Raw genomic sequence first — 19,258 nt, 5'->3', positions numbered from 1 at the left:
ACCGCTTGCCCCTGGCCTACCATCGCCGGCATGCCAACCGGAGGCGCCCAGCCATGATCCTGTCGACCGCCAGCTTGCCTCAGCACAACCGTTCTCGCCTGTCCCTGGCCCTGGCCGCTGCAGCCATGACTGTGGTACTGGCCGGCTGCGCCGGCACGACGGCAGTGCCGCCCGCCGCGGCCAAGGCTGCCGATACCGCGGTGGCCGCACCGCACTGGCAACGCGTGCATCTTGGCGCTGGCGCCGGCTATGACTTCCCGGTCTATGCCAACCACCGGCTCGACGGCGACCTGTCGCGCATTCGTGAAGTCGTGTTTGTCCAGCATGGCCTGCAGCGCAACGGCGACGACTACTATGCCGCCGGCGCCGAACTGCTGAAGGCCAGCGGCCGCAAGCCGGACGAGGTGCTGCTGCTCGCGCCGAATTTTCCCGGCACGCCTGACCAGAAGAAGGGTTTTACCGGCATGCCGCAATGGTCGGTGCAAGGCTGGCTCAGCGGCGAGGACGCGATCGACGGCCCGGCCCGCGTCAGTTCGCTGCAGGTGCTCGACGACCTGCTCGCCTTCGTCACCGACAAGGCGCGGCTGCCGCAGGTCGGCAAGGTGACGGTGGCCGGCCATTCCGGCGGCGCCCAGGTCGTGCACCGCTACGCGGTGCTGAACAATGTCGACGAGCGCATCCGCGCGGGCGGCATCGACCTGCGCTACGTCGTGGCCAATCCGTCGTCCTACCTGTATTTCACGCCGGTACGGCCGGCCGGCGCCAATGGCAAGTCGTTCGCGCCGTATGACAAGGCCATTTGCCCGGACTACGACAAGTACAGCTACGGCGTGCAGGACATGGTGCCGTACGCGAGAGGTGCCGACGGCATGGCGCTGTACAAGCGCTATGCCGGGCGCAAGGTGACCTATCTCGCCGGCACCGAGGACAACGATCCCAACCACCGCGTACTCGACAAGGCCTGCGGCGCCGAGGCCGAGGGCGCGACGCGGCTGCAGCGTGCGCGCGGCTACCTGCGCTACGAGCGCTACCTCGCCAGCCCGGGCCTGGCCATCCGCCATCAGGCGTATGAAGTGGTGGGCGTGGGGCACGACCAGGCGCGCATGTTCGGTTCGCAGTGCGGGGCGCGGGCGGTGTTCGGCATGCCTGAAGCCGCCAATGCCGGCGGTGCGGCCTGCCGTGCGCCGCAGCTCTGAGGCGGGCGCATCCGGACACCGTCACGGCAAGAAAAAAACCCGCGGCAATCGCGGGTTCAAGTCCCTGCCCGCAGGATCGGGCTCGGAGGAGACAACCACAGGAAAGGCAGCGCGCCAGTCAGGTCAGGCAGTATTTGACGACCTGTTCTTCGACGCCGACAAAACGTACCAGCTGGCGCAGGCCGCTGGCGAATTCCTTGATATGGTGCCCGTCAGGCGTATCGGGCAACCGGTAGTAGATCGGGGCCTTGTCGCGCAGCGGCGCCAGCAGGCCGAACGGGCGTTCGCCCGCATCGGCTTCCCAGGCGACGTCGCGCTCTTCGGCAATGGGTTTTCCGGTCATGGGCATACTCCAGATTCGGTGCATGGTGCGGCCGGGGACGGATTTTTCTTGCTCGCACAGCGTTTCAATGTATGAAATGTATGGCAGGTAACGCAAAAATGCTATTCAGCATTATTTAATTCTGTTTGCTGCCAAATCTCGAAATTGCCAGATTTACCGAATATATGTCGGCGTTTGCAGGTATTGCCGGATTGCGGCGATCCTTGCATCACGGCTTGCCGACAGCAGGGGGGCATTGCGCTAACATAGCGCCAGTTTTTTGCGGTCCGTGGCGCACCGGCATGACCGGCGCTCCTGCCGCATGGCATCTCCGAAACCATCACCCGCCCCCGACGGGCCATTGCCAAGACGCATGTCGACCCAGCACGCCTTGTTGATCTCCCTGCTTGAAAAGCCGTCGTCCGGCTATGACCTGGCGCGCCGCTTCGATCGCTCCATCGGCTATTTCTGGCATGCCACCCACCAGCAGATCTACCGCGAGCTGGGGCGCATGGCGGACAGCGGGTGGATCGCGGCCGACGAGAACGAGGCGGCGGAAAACGAGGGCGGCGCCGACCGCAAGAATCGCAAGAAGGTCTACCAGGTGCTGCCGGCCGGGCGCGACGAACTGGTGCGCTGGGTGCTGACCCCGGGGGCCGGGCTCGACCAGCGCGAGGAAATCCTGGTCAAGCTGCGTGCCGATGCCGCGATCGGGCCGCTCGGCCTGGGCGATGAAATGCGGCGGCTGATCGCGCTGCACCAGGCACGGCTCGAGACCTACCTGGCGATCGAGCGCAAGGATTTTTCCGCGCCCGACATGGACCGCGCGCAGCGGTTGCGCTACGCGCTGCTGCGCCGTGGCATCCGCTTCGAGCAGGACTGGGTGGCGTGGGGCGAAGACCTGCTGCCGCTGCTGGAGCAGCAGTCGGCGTAGCGCGCCGCGCGCCAAAGCAAGACGCCGGCCTTGCGGCCGGCGCTCTTTATTGGGGTTTGGTCAGGCTCAGGCCACGTCGAGCGCGCGGGCACCCGCCTGGCTGGCTTCGCCCAACCCCAGGCGCCGGCGCGCCAGCGCATACTCCTCGGCAAAGCGCCGCACCAGCTCGCCGGCCGGCACCACGCGCTTGATCGCGCCCACGCCCTGGCCAGCGCCCCAGATATCCTTCCAGGCCTTCACGCTGGTCGAGCCGAAGTTCATCTTGGACGGATCCGACTGCGGCAGCGCCTCCGGGTCCAGCCCGGCGCGCTCGATGCTGCCGCGCAGGTAGTTGCCGTGCACGCCGGTAAAGAGGTTGGAGTAGACGATGTCGCCGGCGCTGCTGTCGACGATCATCTGCTTGTAGCCGTCCTGCGCGTTGGCTTCCTGCGTGGCGATGAAGGCAGAGCCGATGTAGGCCAGGTCGGCGCCGGCGGCCTGCGCCGCCAGGATGGCGTCGCCGCTGGAGATCGAGCCTGACAGCAGCAGCGGGCCATCGAACCATTCACGGATCTCGTGCAGCAGCGCGAACGGCGACAGCGTGCCGGCATGGCCGCCGGCGCCGGCCGCCACCGCCACCAGCCCGTCGGCGCCTTTCTCGATGGCCTTGCGCGCGAAAGCGTTGTTGATCACGTCGTGCAGCACGATGCCGCCATACGAGTGCACCGAGTCGTTGACTTCCTTGCGCGCGCCCAGCGAGGTGATCACGATCGGCACCTTGTAGCGCACGCACAGCTCCAGGTCATGCTCGAGCCGGTCGTTGGACTTGTGCACGATCTGGTTGACCGCGAACGGCGCCGCCGGACGGTCCGGATGCTTGTCGTTGTGCTCGGCCAGTTCAGTGGTGATGCGGTCCAGCCATTCTTCCAGCTTGGGCGCCGGGCGCGCGTTCAGCGCCGGGAACGAGCCCACCACGCCGGCCTTGCACTGGGCAATCACCAGGTCGGGGTTGGAGATGATGAACAGCGGCGAGCAGACCACCGGCAGCGACAGCCGGTTCTGCAGCAGGGCGGGGAGGGCCATGGGTGAAGTCTCCTGGGTAGTACGGTGAGGCAATGAGAATCTGGCGGGCGCGGGCGGCGGCCTGGCCGCTTACGCGGCACCGGTCAGTACGTCCTTCTGGCTGGCGAGGCGCGCGCCCATGGCGGCGGCCAGCGCCTCCAGTCCGGAGCGCGGGCGCACCATTACTTCGAATTCGGCAATATGGCCGGCGTCGTTGAAGCGGATCATGTCGATGCCCTTGAGCGCCTTGCCATCGACCGTGGCGCTGAACTCGAGCACCACGCTGTGGCCGTCCTCGCTGACGAAGCTGCGGTGGTAGCGGAAATCGCGGAACACCTGGTTCACCGTGGTCAGCACCAGTGCGATCGCGGCACGGCCTGGGTAGGCCGTATGCGCCACCGGCGAGCGGAAAACAACGTCGTCGGCGACGATGGCGTCGAGTCCGGCCATCGAATTGCTGGCAATCAACTGGTGCCAGGTGTCGAGCGAGGCCTGCGCTGCGGGAATCAGCTGGGTGGTCACTGCAGTCTCCTTAAACTGTTCTGGGCGGTCGCGGCATGCGCCGGCTACGTCGTGTTCTTGTTTGTGTTCGCGTCTTATGCAACCAGTTGCATAGTGGGATGAAAGGTAGCATGCGCTGCTGCACTGCGCAAGCCGGTTTTGGTCCCGTGCCCGCCCAGGGCGCCTTGCAGTGACGGGTTGACTACAATAGGCGGCATCGCACAGCGGGAATCCCGCCCGCGCCCGCAAGCCACCGGCAGGAGAGTCAGTGACCACTAAGTCGACCGCGCACCAACCCGGCCAGGCGGCGCTATTCGATGCCGACCTCGACGCCTGGCGCGCCCATCCCGAGCGCGCCTTCGACGGCTGGCTGGCGCGGCATGGCTTCCGCCACGGCACCAGCGTGGTGTACCGGGCGATGTGGGGCAAGCTGCTGCGCTGGTCGGCCGAGCGCGGACTGCCGCCGCTGAGCTGGTCGGCGGAGCAGATCGGCGAATTCCTCGACGCCCAGCAGTTGCACAAGTCGCACCGCTACCGCTATGCGCGGCTGATCGAACGGGTGTTCCACCATCTCTCCCAGTTGCGCGAGGGCATGCACAACCCGGGAAGCCAGGCGGTGCGCGCGCACCTCGCCGAGGGCGAGAACGACCCCACTGCCTTCCTGCTGCCGGGCGAGCGCGACCTGCTGGTGGCCCGCATCCTCGGCCCGGCCGGCGTGCCGCCGACGGCGGAGGAATGCCGTGCGGCATCGCCGACGCAATGGAAGCGCGCGCGCGATGCCGCCTTGCTGGCGGTGCTGCTGGGCGGCGGGCTGAAGGTGGGCGAAGCGCGCGCCCTGCGCCTGGAGGCGATCGACGATGGCGCCCCGGGCCGAATGGCGCTGCGCATGGTGCGTCCCGACAATGGCCGCGCCTATACCGCGCCGTTGTTCGCGCTGGCGCATGCCCCGCTGCGGGCGTGGCTGGTGCTGCGCGAGGCGTCGGGCACGCTCGGCAGCCTGCTGTTCCCGGCCATGCCGGCGGGCCGGCCGATGCATGCGGCTTCGGTCTACCGACGCGTGGAAATTTTGCTTGACGAAGCCGGCGTACTAGCCGGCCGCCATGAACGGGCCTCGCCGCAGACCCTGCGCAATACCTGCGCGGCCATGCATTTCGAGGCCGGCACGACGCCGGCCGAGGTGGCGCAATGCCTGGGCATGCGCGACCTGGAATCGGGCTGGCGGCTGCGCGGCGCGTATGAGGCCTGGCAGGCACGGGCGGGGCTGGTGGTTCAGGCGAGCGACAGACACGCCTGAGTCCGGCGGTGCCATGCTTGTAACTGTGTGTGCCAGCTGAGCGGGTGCGGCTGACTCATCGTGGATAATAGGCGACACTACCGCCTGCGCGGGTTCAATGTGCGGTATCAGGCATTGCATGCTCGCGCATGAGACCGCGCCGCCCTGAATCGAAATCCGACGCTTATTTTCATGCCCGAAACCCTGCTTCTTACCGGTGCCACCGGCTATATCGCCTCGCATACCTGGGTCGCGCTGCTCAATGCCGGCTACCACGTGATCGGACTGGATAATCTGTGCAACAGCAGCCCGGTGGTGATCGAGCGGCTCGCTGCCATTACCGGCAAGACCCCGCATTTTGTCCAGGGCGACGTGCGCGACCGCGCCTTGCTGGACCAGCTTTTTGCCGAACACCGCATCAGCGGCGTGATTCATTTTGCCGCGCTCAAGGCGGTGGGCGAATCCGTGAGCCAGCCGCTGCAGTATTACAGCAACAACCTTGACGGCCTGCTGACGGTCTGCGCCGCCATGGGTGCGGCCGGGGTGAAACAACTGGTGTTCAGCTCCTCGGCGACGGTTTATGGCAATCCCCAGACGGTGCCGATCCTTGAGGATTTCCCGCTGTCGGCGACCAATCCGTATGGCCAGACCAAGCTGATGGGCGAGCAAATCCTGCGCGACCTGGAAAAATCAGACCCGGCATGGCGCATTGCCTACCTGCGCTATTTCAATCCGGTCGGCGCGCATGAAAGCGGTCTGATCGGCGAAGATCCGCGCGGAATTCCGAATAATCTGATGCCATACGTGGCACAGGTGGCCGGCGGGCGCCGCGAGAAACTGATGGTATTCGGCGGCGACTATCCCACGCCCGACGGTACCGGCGTGCGCGACTATATCCACGTGTGCGATCTCGCTGACGGCCACCTGGCGGCGCTGGTCTACTTGCGCGACCAGGGGCGGGGCATGACCGTCAACCTGGGCACCGGACGCGGCTACAGCGTGCTGGAAGTGGTCGAGGCCTACCAGCGCGCCAGTGGCAAGCCGGTACCGTATGAGATCGTGGCGCGCCGCCCGGGCGATATCGCCTCCTGCTATGCCGATCCCGCGCTGGCCAACCAATTGCTGGGCTGGCGCGCGCAGCACGACATCGAACGCATGTGCCAGGACTCGTGGCGCTGGCAGTCGATGAACCCGCAGGGATTCGGCGCCTGAGCGGCAACGCCGGTAATACACCAAACAAAAACGCCACGGTTTGCAACCCTGGCGTTTTTCCATGTGCCGGCGTCGCGCTTCAGCGAATCAGGAAGTCCTCGACAGTTTTGCCCTGTGCCAGGGCCTGGGTCAGCCAGCCCGGACGCTTGCCGCGGCCGGTCCAGGTATTGCCCGCACTGTCGCGATAGCGCACCGGCACCTTGCGGTTTGCCGCCTTCTTGCCGGCCGGCGCTTTCACGCCAAAACCCAGGTCTTCAGCGGTCAGGCCATATTGCTCGATTTTCTCGCGAATATCCGAGATCACCGAAGCCTGTTCGCGCGCCTTGATTTCCTCGGCTTGCTTCTGCAGTTCACTGATTTGCTGAACGATTTCCTGATAAGTCGCCATTGCGTCCTCGGTTTCCGGTGGGGTGATATGCGTGGGTGTCGGTACAGCGGGGTGTCGCGCAATGCTGCGCAGCGCTGTGGGTGTGCTGAAATGCTGAAAACAATTATAACGGGGTAGCGAGCCGCTGCAAATCCCGGGGCGCTATTCCTGCATGGTTTTTGCGAAAATTCTTGCAGCCGATATTGCTGTGAACTTTCGTGAACCATTCCGGTCGCCCCGCCGGATTTGAACCGGAACGCAATGCCGCACTACCTCTGTTGTACTGTCGGGCCGGCACATAAATCGGCCTGAGCGGCGCGATCCGCGCAAACCAGTGGCGCCGGGGCGCGCCGGCGCCGGTGGAAATCAAATTGCCATAATCGGCGCCGCTCCGGTGAATAAAGCGTCTGCTTACATGCCGCGAGACGCGGCGTGCCGTATATCCGACATCCGGGTTAATTCCGGCCATTTGCCGCGCGGCCGGGCGCTGCTGCTCAAGTACCAGATGGGCCGCGCCGTTATCCGGGCAGGGCGGATCAAGTGGGTGTCTGGTCTTGCCGTAACGAGGCCAGGAGCGTGCCTCGCGGAATGCTTACGTTTTCCTTTCAACAATGTCTTTCCACCACAATATCCAGATCAAGACCCTGTTGCGGGGCGCCATGGGAATGCTGTCGGTGCTGCTGTTGCTGGTAGGCGGCGCCGGGCTGCACGGTATTTCCTCCGGCAACGACTCGCTCAAGGAGACGTATTCCAACCAGCTGGCTTCGTCCATTGCGCTGAGCGACGCCATGCTGGCCATGACCCGCATGCGCCTGGCCCGCAAGGTACTGCCCGATCTGCAACGCAGCATGTCCAGCGCGCATGAAGCGCTGCAGAAATTCCAGCTGGGCGCCGGCAAGGCCAATTTCGACGCCGCGCAGGCCAGCTTTGCCAGCATCCGCACGCTGTCGATCGCGCTGGTCGTGCTGGGGCTGGCGGTCGCGGTGCTGTGCACGGTGGCACTGAACCGCGCCATCGTCACGCCGGTGCAGGAAGCGCTGGCCATGTTCGAGCGCATTGCGCGCGGCGACCTGGCCTCGCGCATCACCAGCAGCTGAAGAACGTGGTTTCGGTATTTACCCTTGCAGGCGGTACCGTGGCCCCGGCACCGCGCCGCGGCCGGCGCCGGTCGCCGCCGGCCGCGACGATGACTGGAGTGCGTTCTAAACAGATGTCCCCGGCAGGGGACCCCCGTATTGTGTTGTTCACACGGCGACCGCAAGATGCCATGATGCGAGGTTTGCCCCGCGTCGGCTTTGTCTTCGCGCATTTTCTTTACCACCGCGCAGCCCAATGATTGCCCTGAGTACCGTCCTGTTGCTGCTCGCCGCCCTGCTGGGCGTGGCCGCCGCCCTCGGCGCCCGCGCCGGGCGTGCGGACGAGGGCGCCGGAAGCCGGTCGCTGCGCACGCTGACCTGGACGGCGGCGCTGCTGTCGCAGCTCGCCGTGAGCCTGCCCGTGGTGGTGGTGGTGCTGTCGGGCAGCGTGCCGGTGGCCAACGACACCGCCGAGATGGCCGCCAGCTTCGCCGCCGCCGCGGCCGCCACCGCCGCCGCCAAGCTGCTGTTGCAGTGGCTGCGCCAGGGCGCGCGCCTGTGGCGCGGCGCGGCGGTGCTGGCGGTGGTCGCCGGCGCCGGCATGGTGGCCGCGGCCGGCACCCACCTGGGCCGGGCCTGCGGCGCCGGCGCGCCTTCGGCGCGCGCCTGCATCGACGCGGCCGGACTGCCTCATCCCGCCTGGCTGGCAGGCGGCCTGACCGCGCTGTGCGCACTGATGTTCGCGCTGCACCGGGCGCAGTCGCGCGGCTGGCTGCCGGTATCGCGCACCGAGACCAGCCCCGCCGGGGATCTTGCCGATGATGCCGCCACCGCCCTGGTGCGCGGCGCCGAGCCGCGGCTGGTGCGGCGCGGCGCCCGCATTCCCGGCCGGCTTACGGTGCGCGCCACCGCGCGCGGGCAGGGCACGGTGGGCGAGTACAGCGTCGCCACCGTGATGCCCGACCGCGTCGCGTTCGGCCGCTGGTTGGACCAGGCCATGGCCCAGGCGCGGCTGGCCGACACCGGCTGCGCCGTGCTGCTGATCCATATTGCCGACTACCGCGAGGTCGACGAAGTCTTCGAGATCCGCGCCGACGATATCCTGGCGCAGGACGCCGGCGCGCTGGCGCAGGCCGTGCTGGAGCCGCACGACTTCCTCGCCCGGCTGGCGCGCGACGAGTTCGCCGTCGGCGTGCCCGAGCTGGTGCACCACGGCCGCGCGCAGGAGCTGGGCTCGCGCGTGCTGGGCTCGCTGGCGGAATTCATCGCCGCGCGCGGGCTGCAGATGCAGATCGGCGTCAATATCGGCATCGCCATCTACCCGCGCGACGCCCAGACCTCCGAGGCGCTGATGCAAGCCGCACGAGTGAGCCTGGCCGAGGCCCGCGAAAGCGGCTCGAACCAGGTGCGCCTGTTCAATAGCGCTGCCGGCGAGCGGGCCCGCCGCACCCGCGTGATCCGCCGCGACCTGTGGCTGGCGATCCAGGATGAGGCGCTGTCGCTGCAGTTCCAGCCCAAGTATGACGCCCGCCGCCGCACGCTGGTGGGCGCCGAGGCGCTGTGCCGCTGGCGCCATCCCGCGCTGGGCCAGGTCAGCCCGGCCGAGTTCATCGCCGTGGCCGAGCAGTCCGGCCAGATCGACAAGCTCGACGACTGGGTGCTGACCAGCGTCTGCCGCCAGGTGCGCCTGTGGCAGGACGCCGGCCTGCCGACCGTGCCGGTGGCGATCAACGTGTCGGGGTTGCGCTTTGCCAGCCGCAATTTCCCGCAGTACCTGCTCGAGCAGATCCACCAGCACGACATCCCGCCGTCGGCGATCACGCTGGAGATCACCGAGACCGCCGCCATGAAGGACATCGGCAAATCGCTGGAGACGCTGGCCGAGCTGCAGTCGCTCGGCATCCAGGTGGCGCTGGACGACTTCGGCAGCGGCTATTCGAGCCTGGGCTATCTCAAGCGCCTGCGCGTGGGCACGCTCAAGATCGACCGCACGCTGATCGGCGGGCTCGACACCGATGCGCAAGGGCGCGCCATCGTCGGCTCGATGGTGGCGCTGGCGCACGAGCTGCGCATGAAGGTGGTGGCCGAAGGCGTCGAGTCGGCCTCGCAGCTGGAAATCCTCAACGAGATGGGCTGCGACGAGGTGCAGGGCTTCCTGCTGTCGCTGCCGCTCGATGCGGCAGGGTTTGCCGAGGCGTTGCGCGGGCCGCAGCCAGCCTGAGCGCCGCGCCGCACGCACAAGCACCAGGCCGAAAAAACGCCAAAAACGCTAAAGCGACGCGCCTGCCATGCCGATATCCACGCTGGCAGGGCCCGCGCGCTTGCAGCGCGGCCCTGCGCCGGCCTGTCCGTCGCCGGCCGCGCGCCATCCGCGCCAAGCACTGCTTCAGCATCCGGCGGATCAACCGAGCCCTGCCAACGGAGGCGCCAATGTCATTGCCCAGCATTCTCGTCGTCGACGATTCCCCCTCGCTACGCCGCATGATCGGCGCATGCCTGCGTGCCGGCGGGTTCGACGTCACCGAGGCGGCCGACGGCGAGCAGGCGTATGCGCTGGCCGACACCGCGGCTGCGGATGACGATGCCGCGGATCATGTCGCGTTCGGCATGCTGGTCACCGACCAGGTCATGCCCGGCATGGACGGCCTGACCCTGATCCGCCGACTGCGCGCCAGCGCGCGCTACGCCGCCATCCCGATCCTGATGCTGACCACCGAGCATGACGGCAGCATCCGCGAGCAGGCCCGCGCCGCGGGCGCCTCGGGCTTCCTGCCCAAGCCCTTCGATCCCGATGCGCTGATGCAGGCCGTGGCGGCGCTGCTGGCGCCCCCGCACCCCTCCTCGGAAGGGTAAGGAAGGCGCCGCATCGGCCTTCAGTCACCCCGTTTGCTGCCGTAAACACTGGTGGGCGAAACCACGCCCCGGCGCACGGCGCCAGGAAACCGGCATGACCAGAATGGGGGCTGACGATGCGGCATATCGACAAGGCAAACGGCGCGGCAGGCGTGAACGAAGGCGCGGGCGAGGAATTCCTGGCCTTCACGCTGGGCCGCGAAGAGTACGGCATCGATATCCTGAAGGTCCAGGAGATCCGCGGCTACGAGTCGGTCACCCAGCTTGCCAATGCGCCCGACTACATCAAGGGCGTGATCAACCTGCGCGGCATCATCGTGCCGATCATCGACCTGCGCATCAAGTTCCGCCAGGCCAACGTCAGCTATGACCAGTACACCGTGGTCATCATCGTCGATCTCAACGAGCGCACCACCGGCATCGTCGTCGACGGCGTCTCCGACGTGCTGACGCTGACGCCCGCGCAGATCAAGCCCACGCCGCATTTTTCCGGCGAGCTGGCTACCGACTACATCCGCGGCCTCGGCTCGGTCGAGCAGCGCATGCTGATCCTGGTCGATATCGAGAAGCTGCTCAATACCGAAGAACTGGCCGCGCTCGACGCCGTGGCCTGATCCCTGCCACACCTGCCTGTTCACCCCCGCCGCCCGGCTGGCACGCCTGCCGGATCGTACCGCCCGGAATTGCGCCATGCCTGGCAGCCATGGTTTCTTCGGGCAAGCAGTATCGATATCATCCATGCGAAACAACCAACCCGTTACGCAGCGCGAATACCAGCTCTCACCATCTGACTACCTGATCTCGCGCACGGACCTCAAGGGCCGTATCACCTTCGCCAACCGCACCTTTATCGAGGCCAGCGGCTATGCAGCCGAGGAACTGATGGGCGCGCCGCACAACCTGGTGCGCCATCCCGACATGCCGCCCGAGGCGTTTGCCGACCTGTGGCAAAACCTGGAAGCCGGCCGCACCTGGATCGGCGTGGTCAAGAACCGCCGCAAGAACGGCGACTTCTACTGGGTCACCGCCACCGTGACGCCCACGCGCATCGACGGGCGCGTGGTCGGCTATACCTCGGTGCGTTCGATGCCCTCGCGCGAGCAGGTCGAAGCCGCCGGCGCGCTGTATGCGCGCTTCCGAGCGGGACGCGCTGCGGGACTGGCGATCCGTGACGGCGCCGTGGTGCGCACGGGGCTCGCCGGCCTGGCGCAACGCGCGCTGCGCATGAACCTGAAGCGCCGCATCCTGTGGGCGCAGGCGGGCGGGCTGGTGTGGTTCCTGGCGGCGCTGGCAGCGGTCGAGATCCTGGACCCGGCAGGGGCCGCGACGCTGCGACCGTGGCTGTGGGGCGGCTTCGCACTGGCGCTGTCGACCTCGTTCGCGGCCGGCACCATGCTGCTGGCGCGCGTGCACCGGCCGCTGGGCGACATGCTGGACTTTGCGCTGCGGCTGGGCGCGGGCGACCTGACCACGCGCTTCGAGCATCGCAGCGGCGACGAGATCGGCGCGCTGGCGCAGGCGATGCAGACCATGCAGCGCAGCCTGCTGTCAGTGGTGCATGAAATCCAGGAAGGCATGGCCAGCATTTCCACGGCAACGCACCAGGTCGCTGCCGGCAACAACGACCTGTCGCAGCGCACGGAGCAGCAGGCGGCGTCGCTGGAGCAGACCGCCTCCAGCATGGAGCAGCTGACCGGCACCGTGCGCCAGAACGCGGACAACGCGCGCCAGGCCAGCGGGCTGGCGGCCAATGCGTCGGAGACCGCGCTGCGCGGCGGCGAGGTGGTCGGCCGCGTGGTGCAGACCATGGACGAGATCAACGATGCATCCAGGAAGATCGTCGACATCATCGGCGTGATCGAGGGCATTGCCTTCCAGACCAACATCCTGGCGCTGAACGCCGCGGTGGAAGCCGCGCGCGCCGGCGAGCAGGGCCGCGGCTTTGCCGTGGTCGCGGGCGAGGTGCGCAGCCTCGCGCAGCGCAGCGCCAACGCGGCCAAGGAGATCAAGGGCCTGATCGGCGATACCGTCGAGCGCGTCGACAACGGCTCGGCGCTGGTGGGCCAGGCCGGCAAGACCATGGACGAGATCGTGCAGGCGGTGAAGCGCGTGACCGACATCATGGGCGAGATCAGCGCGGCCTCGGCCGAGCAGAGCGCCGGCATCGAGCAGGTCAACCAGGCCGTGGCGCAGATGGATGAAGGCACGCAGCAGAACGCCGCGCTGGTCGAGCAGGCCGCAGCAGCAGCGGGCTCGCTGGAAGAGCAGGCTTTGCGGCTGCGCGATGCGGTTGCCACCTTCCGCGTCAGCATGCAGGCCGAGGTTCGTCCACAACGGCGCCCGCAACGCCTGCCGGCCGCGCAGCGCGAAGCGGCGGCCCGGTCCATGGCACAGGCTTAGTGCGAAGTTCAGTAACAAGGGTCACAAGGGGGAGTTGCTATGCAGTGGTTCAATCAATTGCGCGTCACGACCAGGCTGGTTGCCGGATTCCTGGTCGTCGCGGTGATCGGTGCCGTCATGGGCCTGTTGGGCGTCGTCAACATGGGGCGCATGGCCGACTGGACCGGCAGGATCTATCACGGCGACCTGCAGGCGCTCAAGGCCGTGCAGGACGCCAACATCAACCTGGTCTACGCCAGCCGCTCGCAGATCGGCCTGCTGTCCGCGTCGACCATGGGCGAGCGCGCCACCGAGAAGGAGCAGATCGCCAAGTCGCTGGGCGTGATGGACGAGCGCATCCGCAGCGTGGCAGGCGCCTTCTCGTCGACCGCCGAGTCGCAGGCGCTGGTCAAGCAGTACCACGACCTGGCGCCGGCCTTCCGGGCGCGCATGGAGAAGTACGTCGAGCTGGTCAGCAAGCAGCCGCTCGATACCTCGCAGTTCGAGAGCCAGGTGTTCACCGAGAGCACCGACCTGCTCAAGGACAGCCATGCGCTGGAAGCCGTGATGGCCAGGATGGTCAAGCGCCGCGACGACCGCGCCCGCGGCAACATGGAAGAGGCGCAAAGCGTGTATGACGCGACGCGGCTGTGGATGCTGGGCCTGGTGCTGGGCGGCCTGGCGCTCTCGGTGCTGCTGGGCGTGCTCCTGGCACGCGGGCTGTCGCGCCAGCTCGGCGGCGAGCCGGGCTACGCGGCCGAGATCGCGAAGCGCATCGCCGACGGCGACTTCTCCGCGCCGGTGGCTACGCGCGCCGGCGACAAGAGCAGCCTGGTCTATGCCATGCAGCAGATGCAGCAGCAGCTGTCGCACATGGTCCGCGATTTCAAGGAATCGGCCGAATCGATCGGCACCGCCTCGCGTGAAATTGCGGCCGGCAACAACGACCTGTCGCAACGCACCGAGCAGCAGGCCGCGTCGCTGGAAGAGACCGCCTCCAGCATGGAAGAGCTGACCAGCACCGTGCGCCAGAACGCGGATAACGCGCGCCAGGCCAGCGGGCTGGCGGCCAATGCGTCGGAGACCGCGCTGCGCGGCGGCGAGGTGGTCGGCCGCGTGGTGCAGACCATGGACGAGATCAACGATGCATCCAGGAAGATCGTCGACATCATCGGCGTGATCGAGGGCATTGCCTTCCAGACCAACATCCTGGCGCTGAACGCCGCGGTGGAAGCCGCGCGCGCCGGAGAGCAGGGCCGCGGCTTTGCCGTGGTTGCGGGCGAAGTGCGCAGCCTGGCGCAGCGCAGCGCCAACGCGGCCAAGGAGATCAAGGGCCTGATCGGCGATACCGTCGAGCGCGTCGACAACGGCTCGGCGCTGGTGGGCCAGGCCGGCAAGACCATGGACGAGATCGTGCAGGCGGTGAAGCGCGTGACCGACATCATGGGCGAGATCAGCGCGGCCTCGGCCGAGCAGAGCTCAGGCATCGAACAGGTCAACCAGGCCGTGGCGCAGATGGACGAGGTGACGCAGCAGAACGCGGCACTGGTCGAGCAGGCCGCGGCCGCTGCCGGCGCGCTGGAAGAGCAGGCCGGCCGCCTGCAGGGCGCGGTGGCGATGTTCCGCCTGGCGGCGGAGGATGCGCAGGCATCGTTCTCGCTGCCTGCCACGAAGCCAGTTTCCGCTGCGGTGCCAGGCAAGGCGGCGGGGAAGGTGCGCACGCCGGCCATCCACAAGCGTGCGGCCGCTCCGGTTGCGGCAAACGCGGCGGCATCCGCTGAAGCCGATGCCTCGCGCCCCGCCGAGCCGATGGAGCAGAAACAGCCAGTGCATTCGGTCACCACCGCACGCGCGCCGCGCCCCGCGCTGGCCGGCGCCGACAACGGCGACTGGAGCGCGTTCTGATCCACCGGCGCCTTCTACCGGAACCACGGGCCGTGGCGCGGCCCGGGATGGCAATGCTATGACGAGCGAGATCACCCTGGCCCTGCCGCCTGATGACGCGGCCAGGCTGCGCAAGGAATTCGACCAGTTCATCGGCGTCTCGACCGGCCTGGACCGCGAGTTCCTGCCGCCCGAGTTCAACGACTTCCTGCGCGCCAGGCTGCTGCAGCACGATGGCCCGCTGACCGAGCGCGCCGTGAACCGGCTGTTGTCCGGCGGCGAGTACGGCTGGGCCCGGCGCGTGTTCGACAAGCAACTGCCCAACGCGCTGGCGGCGCTGATGCGCGACGCGCAGCGTTTCGGCTTTGGCCTCGCGGTGCAGCCGGACTGGAACGCGGCGCAGCGCCTTGCGCATGCGCGCGAATGGGCCGCGAAGGTGCTGGCCGAATGCGGGGCTGACGCCGCCTTCACCGAAGCGCTTGCGACCCAGGTCGCGGCCTCGGCCGAAGACGTGCGCGCGCTCGAGGAGCGCATGCGCACACCGGCATGGCGGCTGGCCGAAAGCCTGCGCCAGCGTGCCTATGACCTGATGTACGCGCTGCAGACCGACGACAACGAGGCCACGGGCCGTGCGCGCGTCGGCGAACTGCGCGGCATGCTGGGACTGGCGCTCGAATATGGCTCGGTGCAGCCGGAAGAAGCCGCGCGCGTGCTCGAGCAGGTGGAGCGCTCGCGCCCCGCGTTGTTCCGCGACGCGCCCGACGATGTCTTTGCGCGCCTGGCGGCGTGGCTGCGGCGCATGTTCGGCGGTTGAACGCGCGCGTGCCGTGCCGCGGATTTTGGACATGCCGTTTTCGGACAGGGCAGGGCAAGCCACGTGCGCAATGAGCACCCCGCACGCACTTCGTCAATAGAGGAATCCAGCAGGCACCGGGACGGCGTTTCGCGCGTTTGGTTCTTATGACGATTGCGTTACAGCGTTGATCGAAATCAAGCTACGGGACTGTGAAATGTTACAAAATCCGCAGGCCTCATGTATGTTTCGTGCGACATTTGCAACCCCCCCGCGTAAGTAGGGATTGGCATTGCGGGCAGATTGCCGATATAAACGTACCAGTCTCACTTACACTCTGTAACACTTGTAACGGGGCTGATAACAGTGTGACAAGGGCGCAGTTTCTTTAGGTCGTACGTTGTACCCGCCCAGCCGCAAATCAACGATCTGGTCGCCGGAGCCCTCGGGCCCGGTAAGCGCCGGACAAGCGGCAACGGTGGGTTTTTGGTAGCGGGGAAAAATTGGAAAGCAGTGAAGTTCTCCAGGAGATCAGGGAGGTTAACCTCGCCTATCTGCTGCTCGCGCAACGACTCGTGCGCGAAAACCAGGTCGAAGCCATGTTTCGGCTCGGGGTCAGCAAGGAAATCGCGGATATCCTCGGCAAGCTGACTTCGGCGCAACTCGTCAAGCTCGCGGCATCCAACATGGTGCTGTGCAGGTTCCGCTTCGACGACCATGCGCTTCTGTCCACTCTCACCCACACGGCCAAGAGCCATGACATGCAGCAGATCCACGCCGCGATCCTGCTTGCTCGCCAGCCTGTGGAGTCACTCAATTGACCGCGCTGCTGAAGGCCGAGCCGAACCGGAGTTTCACGGCCACCTCCACAGCCGCCCGCAAGAGCGTTCTCCAGGATGCCAACCAGACCCAGCTCGCCATCGAGCTGATCGGCCTGGGTGCGCGCCTGCAGGTGCTTGAAGCCGAGACCACGCTGTCGCGCGACCGGCTCATCCGCCTGTACAAGGAACTGCGCGGGGTCTCGCCTCCCAAGGGCATGCTGCCCTTCTCGACGGACTGGTTCACCACCTGGCTGCCGAATATCCACTCGTCGCTGTTCTTCTCTGCCTACCAGTTCATGGTGCAGGAAGGCGAGACCGTGGGCATCCGAGCCGTGGTGGCGGCCTATCGCCTGTACCTCGAGCACGTATCGCTGCTGGGCGGCGAAATTGTCTTAAGTTTCACGCGTGCCTGGACGTTAGTACGGTTCTTCGAGAGCAATATGCTGCAGCTGTCCGGCTGCACGTGTTGCGGCGGACAGTTCGTCACGCACGCGTATGAGCCGCACGCGAACTTCGTGTGCAGCCTGTGCCGTCCGCCCTCGCGCGCAGGGAAAGTGAAAAAGCTCTCGAAAGACGCAGCCGCCGTGCAGACCAACGCCTGATCCTGGTTGAGGTCCGTCGGCCGGCAAGCTTGCAGCGCTGGCGGACGGACCACTCCCCGTTCGCCCGTGCGCGGGCCATTGTGCGTGATTGACGCGCGTTTTTTTGACGGGGATCCCATCGTGCTAGTAGTTCTTGGCTATGTCGTCGTGGTTGTCGCGGTGCTTGGCGGTTACGCCATGACCGGCGGCCACATGGGCGCGCTATATCAACCGGCGGAATTCGTCATCATCGGGGGCGCCGCCTTCGGTGCCTTCATCGCCACCAACACCACCAAGGCCATCAAGGCCACCGCCCGCGCCCTGCCGGGCCTGTTCAAGGGCTCCAAGTACAAGAAGGAGCTGTACCTGGACGTCATGTCGCTGCTCTACGTGCTGCTGTCCAAGGCACGACGCGAGGGCATCCTGTTCCTGGAAAAGGAAATCGCGGATCCCGCTTCCAGCAGCGTCTTCAGCCAGTACCCGCGCATCCTGTCGGATCCGGTGGTGATGGAATTCCTCACCGACTACCTGCGCATGATGGTCAACGGCAACATGAACGCCTTCGAGATCGAGGCCCTGATGGACCACGAGATCGAGACCTTCCGCCACGAGGCCGAGATTCCCGCCCATGCGCTGTCGCGCGTCGGCGATGCGCTGCCCGCCTTCGGCATCGTCGCCGCGGTGATGGGCGTGGTGCATGCGCTGGGTTCTGCCGACCTGCCGCCGGCCGAGCTGGGCGCGCTGATCGCGCACGCCATGGTCGGCACCTTCCTGGGCATTCTGCTGGCCTACGGCTTTATCTCGCCGCTGGCCGCGCGCATCGAGCTGCAGGTGTCCGAGAACGTCAAGGTCTACGAGTGCATCAAGGTGGTGCTGCTCGCCTCCCTGAACGGCTACGCCCCGCTGGTCGCGGTGGAATTCGGCCGCAAGGTGCTGTACTCCACGGTGCGGCCGTCGTTCCTCGAGCTCGACGACCACGTGCGCGAAGTCAAGAGCCTGAACTGAGCACGGCAAGGCAGGAGGCACCCCATGAGCAGCGCACATGACATGCGTCCGATCATCGTCCGCCGGGCGAAATCGCACGCCAGGCCGCACGGCAACCACAGCTGGAAGATCGCCTATGCCGACTTTATGACGGCGATGATGGCGCTGTTCCTGGTGCTGTGGCTGCTGTCCAGCGCCAACAAGAAGACGCTGGAAGGCATCGCGGAATATTTCCGCATGCCGCTCAAGGTGGCTGTCGTCGGCGGCGAGAAAAGCAGCCAGTCGCCCAGCGTGATTCCGGGCGGCGGCATGGACGTCATGCGCAAGGACGGCGAGATCATGCGCGCGCGCGACAACGAGCCGAGCGAGGAGCAGCGCCGCAACGAACTGCAGGAAGGGCAGCGCCTGCGCGCGCTCAAGCAGCGCCTGGAGCAGATCATCGAGAACAACCCGATGCTGCGCCAGTTCCGTCCGCAGCTGCTGCTCGATATCACCAGCGAAGGCCTGCGCATCCAGATCCTCGATACGCAGAACCGTCCGATGTTCCGCACCGGCAGCGCCGCCGTCGAAAGCTATATGCGCACCATCCTGCGCGAGATCGGCCCGGTGCTGAACGAGCTGCCGAACAAGGTCAGCCTGTCCGGCCATACCGACGCGGCCAACTATTCCAACGGCGAGCGCACCTACAGCAACTGGGAGCTGTCCAGCGACCGCGCTAATGCCTCGCGCCGCGAACTGATCGCGGGCGGCATGCAGGAGGGCAAGGTGCTGCGCGTGCTGGGCCTGGCCGCGACCATGCCGCTGGACAAGGGCGACCTGCTCGCACCGGTGAACCGCCGCATCAGCATTGTGGTGCTCAACCAGAAGGCGCAGGCGCGCTTCGAGGCCGAGAACGCCAGCGCCGCCGAGGTTTCGGTGTCGGCGCAGGCCGGCAAGGCGGCGCAGGAGATGCAGGCCGGTTTGGCCGCTGCCTCCGCGCCGGCGGCAGCGGCCGCCCCGGAAGCGCAGGGCCGCAAGCCATGACACAGCAAACCACCAGTC

Annotated in this window: 18 protein-coding genes and 1 pseudogene; 15 read left to right on the top strand and 4 right to left on the bottom strand. The window is 66.9% G+C overall.

The features are described 5' to 3' along the window. Positions 1-53 precede the first annotated feature (53 nt). Positions 54-1,196 carry a hypothetical protein gene (locus AC5WJ1_RS21100; protein WP_195428018.1) on the top strand — a complete coding sequence of 381 codons (1,143 nt, stop codon included), beginning with the start codon at positions 54-56 and terminating at the stop codon, positions 1,194-1,196. Between the two features lie 118 nt (positions 1,197-1,314). Here AC5WJ1_RS21100 and AC5WJ1_RS21095 read toward each other — a convergent pair whose 3' ends face one another. After that, positions 1,315-1,539: a hypothetical protein gene (locus tag AC5WJ1_RS21095; protein ID WP_135703474.1), complete on the bottom strand. Its 225-nt coding sequence runs from the start codon at positions 1,537-1,539 to the stop codon at positions 1,315-1,317. Between the two features lie 352 nt (positions 1,540-1,891). On the opposite strand from AC5WJ1_RS21095, the gene AC5WJ1_RS21090 reads away from it, so the two are divergent. Further along, positions 1,892-2,452, top strand: coding sequence for a PadR family transcriptional regulator (locus AC5WJ1_RS21090; RefSeq protein WP_133097957.1), 561 nt, complete (start codon positions 1,892-1,894; stop codon positions 2,450-2,452). A 66-nt stretch (positions 2,453-2,518) separates the two neighbouring features. On the opposite strand, the gene AC5WJ1_RS21085 is transcribed toward AC5WJ1_RS21090, so the two are convergent. Together AC5WJ1_RS21085 and AC5WJ1_RS21080 are read right to left on the bottom strand one after the other, a co-directional pair. Beyond that, a complete protein-coding gene (locus AC5WJ1_RS21085) occupies positions 2,519-3,514 on the bottom strand; it encodes an NAD(P)H-dependent flavin oxidoreductase (RefSeq protein ID WP_135703475.1) in 996 nt (331 codons plus the stop codon). A 69-nt stretch (positions 3,515-3,583) separates the two neighbouring features. Further along, positions 3,584-4,015 (bottom strand): nuclear transport factor 2 family protein, encoded by a 432-nt coding sequence (locus AC5WJ1_RS21080; protein ID WP_133097959.1) that lies wholly within the window; start codon positions 4,013-4,015, stop codon positions 3,584-3,586. Positions 4,016-4,262: 247 nt separating this feature from the next. On the opposite strand from AC5WJ1_RS21080, the gene AC5WJ1_RS21075 reads away from it, so the two are divergent. Both AC5WJ1_RS21075 and galE read left to right on the top strand, forming a co-directional pair. Beyond that, a complete protein-coding gene (locus AC5WJ1_RS21075) occupies positions 4,263-5,288 on the top strand; it encodes a tyrosine-type recombinase/integrase (RefSeq protein ID WP_135703476.1) in 1,026 nt (341 codons plus the stop codon). A gap of 171 nt (positions 5,289-5,459) precedes the next feature. Next, positions 5,460-6,479, top strand: coding sequence for a UDP-glucose 4-epimerase GalE (gene galE / locus AC5WJ1_RS21070; RefSeq protein ID WP_133097961.1), 1,020 nt, complete (start codon positions 5,460-5,462; stop codon positions 6,477-6,479). Between the two features lie 79 nt (positions 6,480-6,558). Here galE and AC5WJ1_RS21065 read toward each other — a convergent pair whose 3' ends face one another. Next, positions 6,559-6,867 carry an H-NS histone family protein gene (locus tag AC5WJ1_RS21065; RefSeq protein ID WP_133097962.1) on the bottom strand — a complete coding sequence of 103 codons (309 nt, stop codon included), beginning with the start codon at positions 6,865-6,867 and terminating at the stop codon, positions 6,559-6,561. 590 nt (positions 6,868-7,457) lie between these two features. On the opposite strand from AC5WJ1_RS21065, the pseudogene AC5WJ1_RS21060 reads away from it, so the two are divergent. The 11 genes and pseudogenes from AC5WJ1_RS21060 to motB all read left to right on the top strand — a co-directional run. Continuing rightward, positions 7,458-7,937 (top strand): annotated as a pseudogene (locus AC5WJ1_RS21060) (Tar ligand binding domain-containing protein); the annotation flags it as partial. Positions 7,938-8,178: 241 nt separating this feature from the next. Next, positions 8,179-10,143 carry a putative bifunctional diguanylate cyclase/phosphodiesterase gene (locus tag AC5WJ1_RS21055; protein WP_135703477.1) on the top strand — a complete coding sequence of 655 codons (1,965 nt, stop codon included), beginning with the start codon at positions 8,179-8,181 and terminating at the stop codon, positions 10,141-10,143. Between the two features lie 209 nt (positions 10,144-10,352). After that, on the top strand, positions 10,353-10,775 hold the full coding sequence (locus AC5WJ1_RS21050) for a response regulator (protein WP_135703478.1): 423 nt from the start codon (positions 10,353-10,355) through the stop codon (positions 10,773-10,775). Positions 10,776-10,891: 116 nt separating this feature from the next. Then, entirely contained in the window at positions 10,892-11,389 is a 498-nt protein-coding gene (locus AC5WJ1_RS21045; RefSeq protein ID WP_133097965.1) for a chemotaxis protein CheW, read from the top strand. Positions 11,390-11,513: 124 nt separating this feature from the next. Beyond that, complete coding sequence (locus tag AC5WJ1_RS21040) at positions 11,514-13,175, top strand: methyl-accepting chemotaxis protein (protein ID WP_494476942.1); 1,662 nt, start codon at positions 11,514-11,516, stop codon at positions 13,173-13,175. A 39-nt stretch (positions 13,176-13,214) separates the two neighbouring features. After that, positions 13,215-15,059: a methyl-accepting chemotaxis protein gene (locus AC5WJ1_RS21035; RefSeq protein ID WP_135703480.1), complete on the top strand. Its 1,845-nt coding sequence runs from the start codon at positions 13,215-13,217 to the stop codon at positions 15,057-15,059. Positions 15,060-15,117: 58 nt separating this feature from the next. Continuing rightward, positions 15,118-15,852: a DUF4088 family protein gene (locus AC5WJ1_RS21030; protein WP_135703481.1), complete on the top strand. Its 735-nt coding sequence runs from the start codon at positions 15,118-15,120 to the stop codon at positions 15,850-15,852. Between the two features lie 482 nt (positions 15,853-16,334). Next, the gene (gene flhD, locus AC5WJ1_RS21025; RefSeq protein WP_022537455.1) at positions 16,335-16,652 is read left to right on the top strand and encodes a flagellar transcriptional regulator FlhD; all 318 of its coding nucleotides are present in this window, start codon (positions 16,335-16,337) and stop codon (positions 16,650-16,652) included. Continuing rightward, entirely contained in the window at positions 16,649-17,254 is a 606-nt protein-coding gene (flhC, locus tag AC5WJ1_RS21020; RefSeq protein WP_133095423.1) for a flagellar transcriptional regulator FlhC, read from the top strand. Before flhD ends, flhC begins: the two co-directional genes overlap by 4 nt. 120 nt (positions 17,255-17,374) lie before the next feature. After that, on the top strand, positions 17,375-18,238 hold the full coding sequence (gene motA / locus AC5WJ1_RS21015; protein WP_063241017.1) for a flagellar motor stator protein MotA: 864 nt from the start codon (positions 17,375-17,377) through the stop codon (positions 18,236-18,238). 24 nt (positions 18,239-18,262) lie between these two features. Next, positions 18,263-19,240: a flagellar motor protein MotB gene (gene motB / locus AC5WJ1_RS21010; RefSeq protein ID WP_133095422.1), complete on the top strand. Its 978-nt coding sequence runs from the start codon at positions 18,263-18,265 to the stop codon at positions 19,238-19,240. The last annotated feature ends 18 nt before the right edge of the window (positions 19,241-19,258 follow it).

This window comes from Cupriavidus sp. MEYA8 (assembly GCF_059278825.1).
This window is presented reverse-complemented; position numbering and strand designations above follow the sequence as displayed.

Coding starts and splice junctions, on each gene's coding strand:
- AC5WJ1_RS21100 (WP_195428018.1), top strand. CDS start 54: ATGATCCTGTCGACCGCCAGCTTGCCTCAGCACAACCGTTCTCGCCTG.
- AC5WJ1_RS21095 (WP_135703474.1), bottom strand. CDS start 1,539: ATGACCGGAAAACCCATTGCCGAAGAGCGCGACGTCGCCTGGGAAGCC.
- AC5WJ1_RS21090 (WP_133097957.1), top strand. CDS start 1,892: ATGTCGACCCAGCACGCCTTGTTGATCTCCCTGCTTGAAAAGCCGTCG.
- AC5WJ1_RS21085 (WP_135703475.1), bottom strand. CDS start 3,514: ATGGCCCTCCCCGCCCTGCTGCAGAACCGGCTGTCGCTGCCGGTGGTC.
- galE (WP_133097961.1), top strand. CDS start 5,460: ATGCCCGAAACCCTGCTTCTTACCGGTGCCACCGGCTATATCGCCTCG.
- AC5WJ1_RS21065 (WP_133097962.1), bottom strand. CDS start 6,867: ATGGCGACTTATCAGGAAATCGTTCAGCAAATCAGTGAACTGCAGAAG.
- AC5WJ1_RS21055 (WP_135703477.1), top strand. CDS start 8,179: ATGATTGCCCTGAGTACCGTCCTGTTGCTGCTCGCCGCCCTGCTGGGC.
- AC5WJ1_RS21050 (WP_135703478.1), top strand. CDS start 10,353: ATGTCATTGCCCAGCATTCTCGTCGTCGACGATTCCCCCTCGCTACGC.
- AC5WJ1_RS21045 (WP_133097965.1), top strand. CDS start 10,892: ATGCGGCATATCGACAAGGCAAACGGCGCGGCAGGCGTGAACGAAGGC.
- AC5WJ1_RS21040 (WP_494476942.1), top strand. CDS start 11,514: ATGCGAAACAACCAACCCGTTACGCAGCGCGAATACCAGCTCTCACCA.
- AC5WJ1_RS21035 (WP_135703480.1), top strand. CDS start 13,215: ATGCAGTGGTTCAATCAATTGCGCGTCACGACCAGGCTGGTTGCCGGA.
- AC5WJ1_RS21030 (WP_135703481.1), top strand. CDS start 15,118: ATGACGAGCGAGATCACCCTGGCCCTGCCGCCTGATGACGCGGCCAGG.
- motB (WP_133095422.1), top strand. CDS start 18,263: ATGAGCAGCGCACATGACATGCGTCCGATCATCGTCCGCCGGGCGAAA.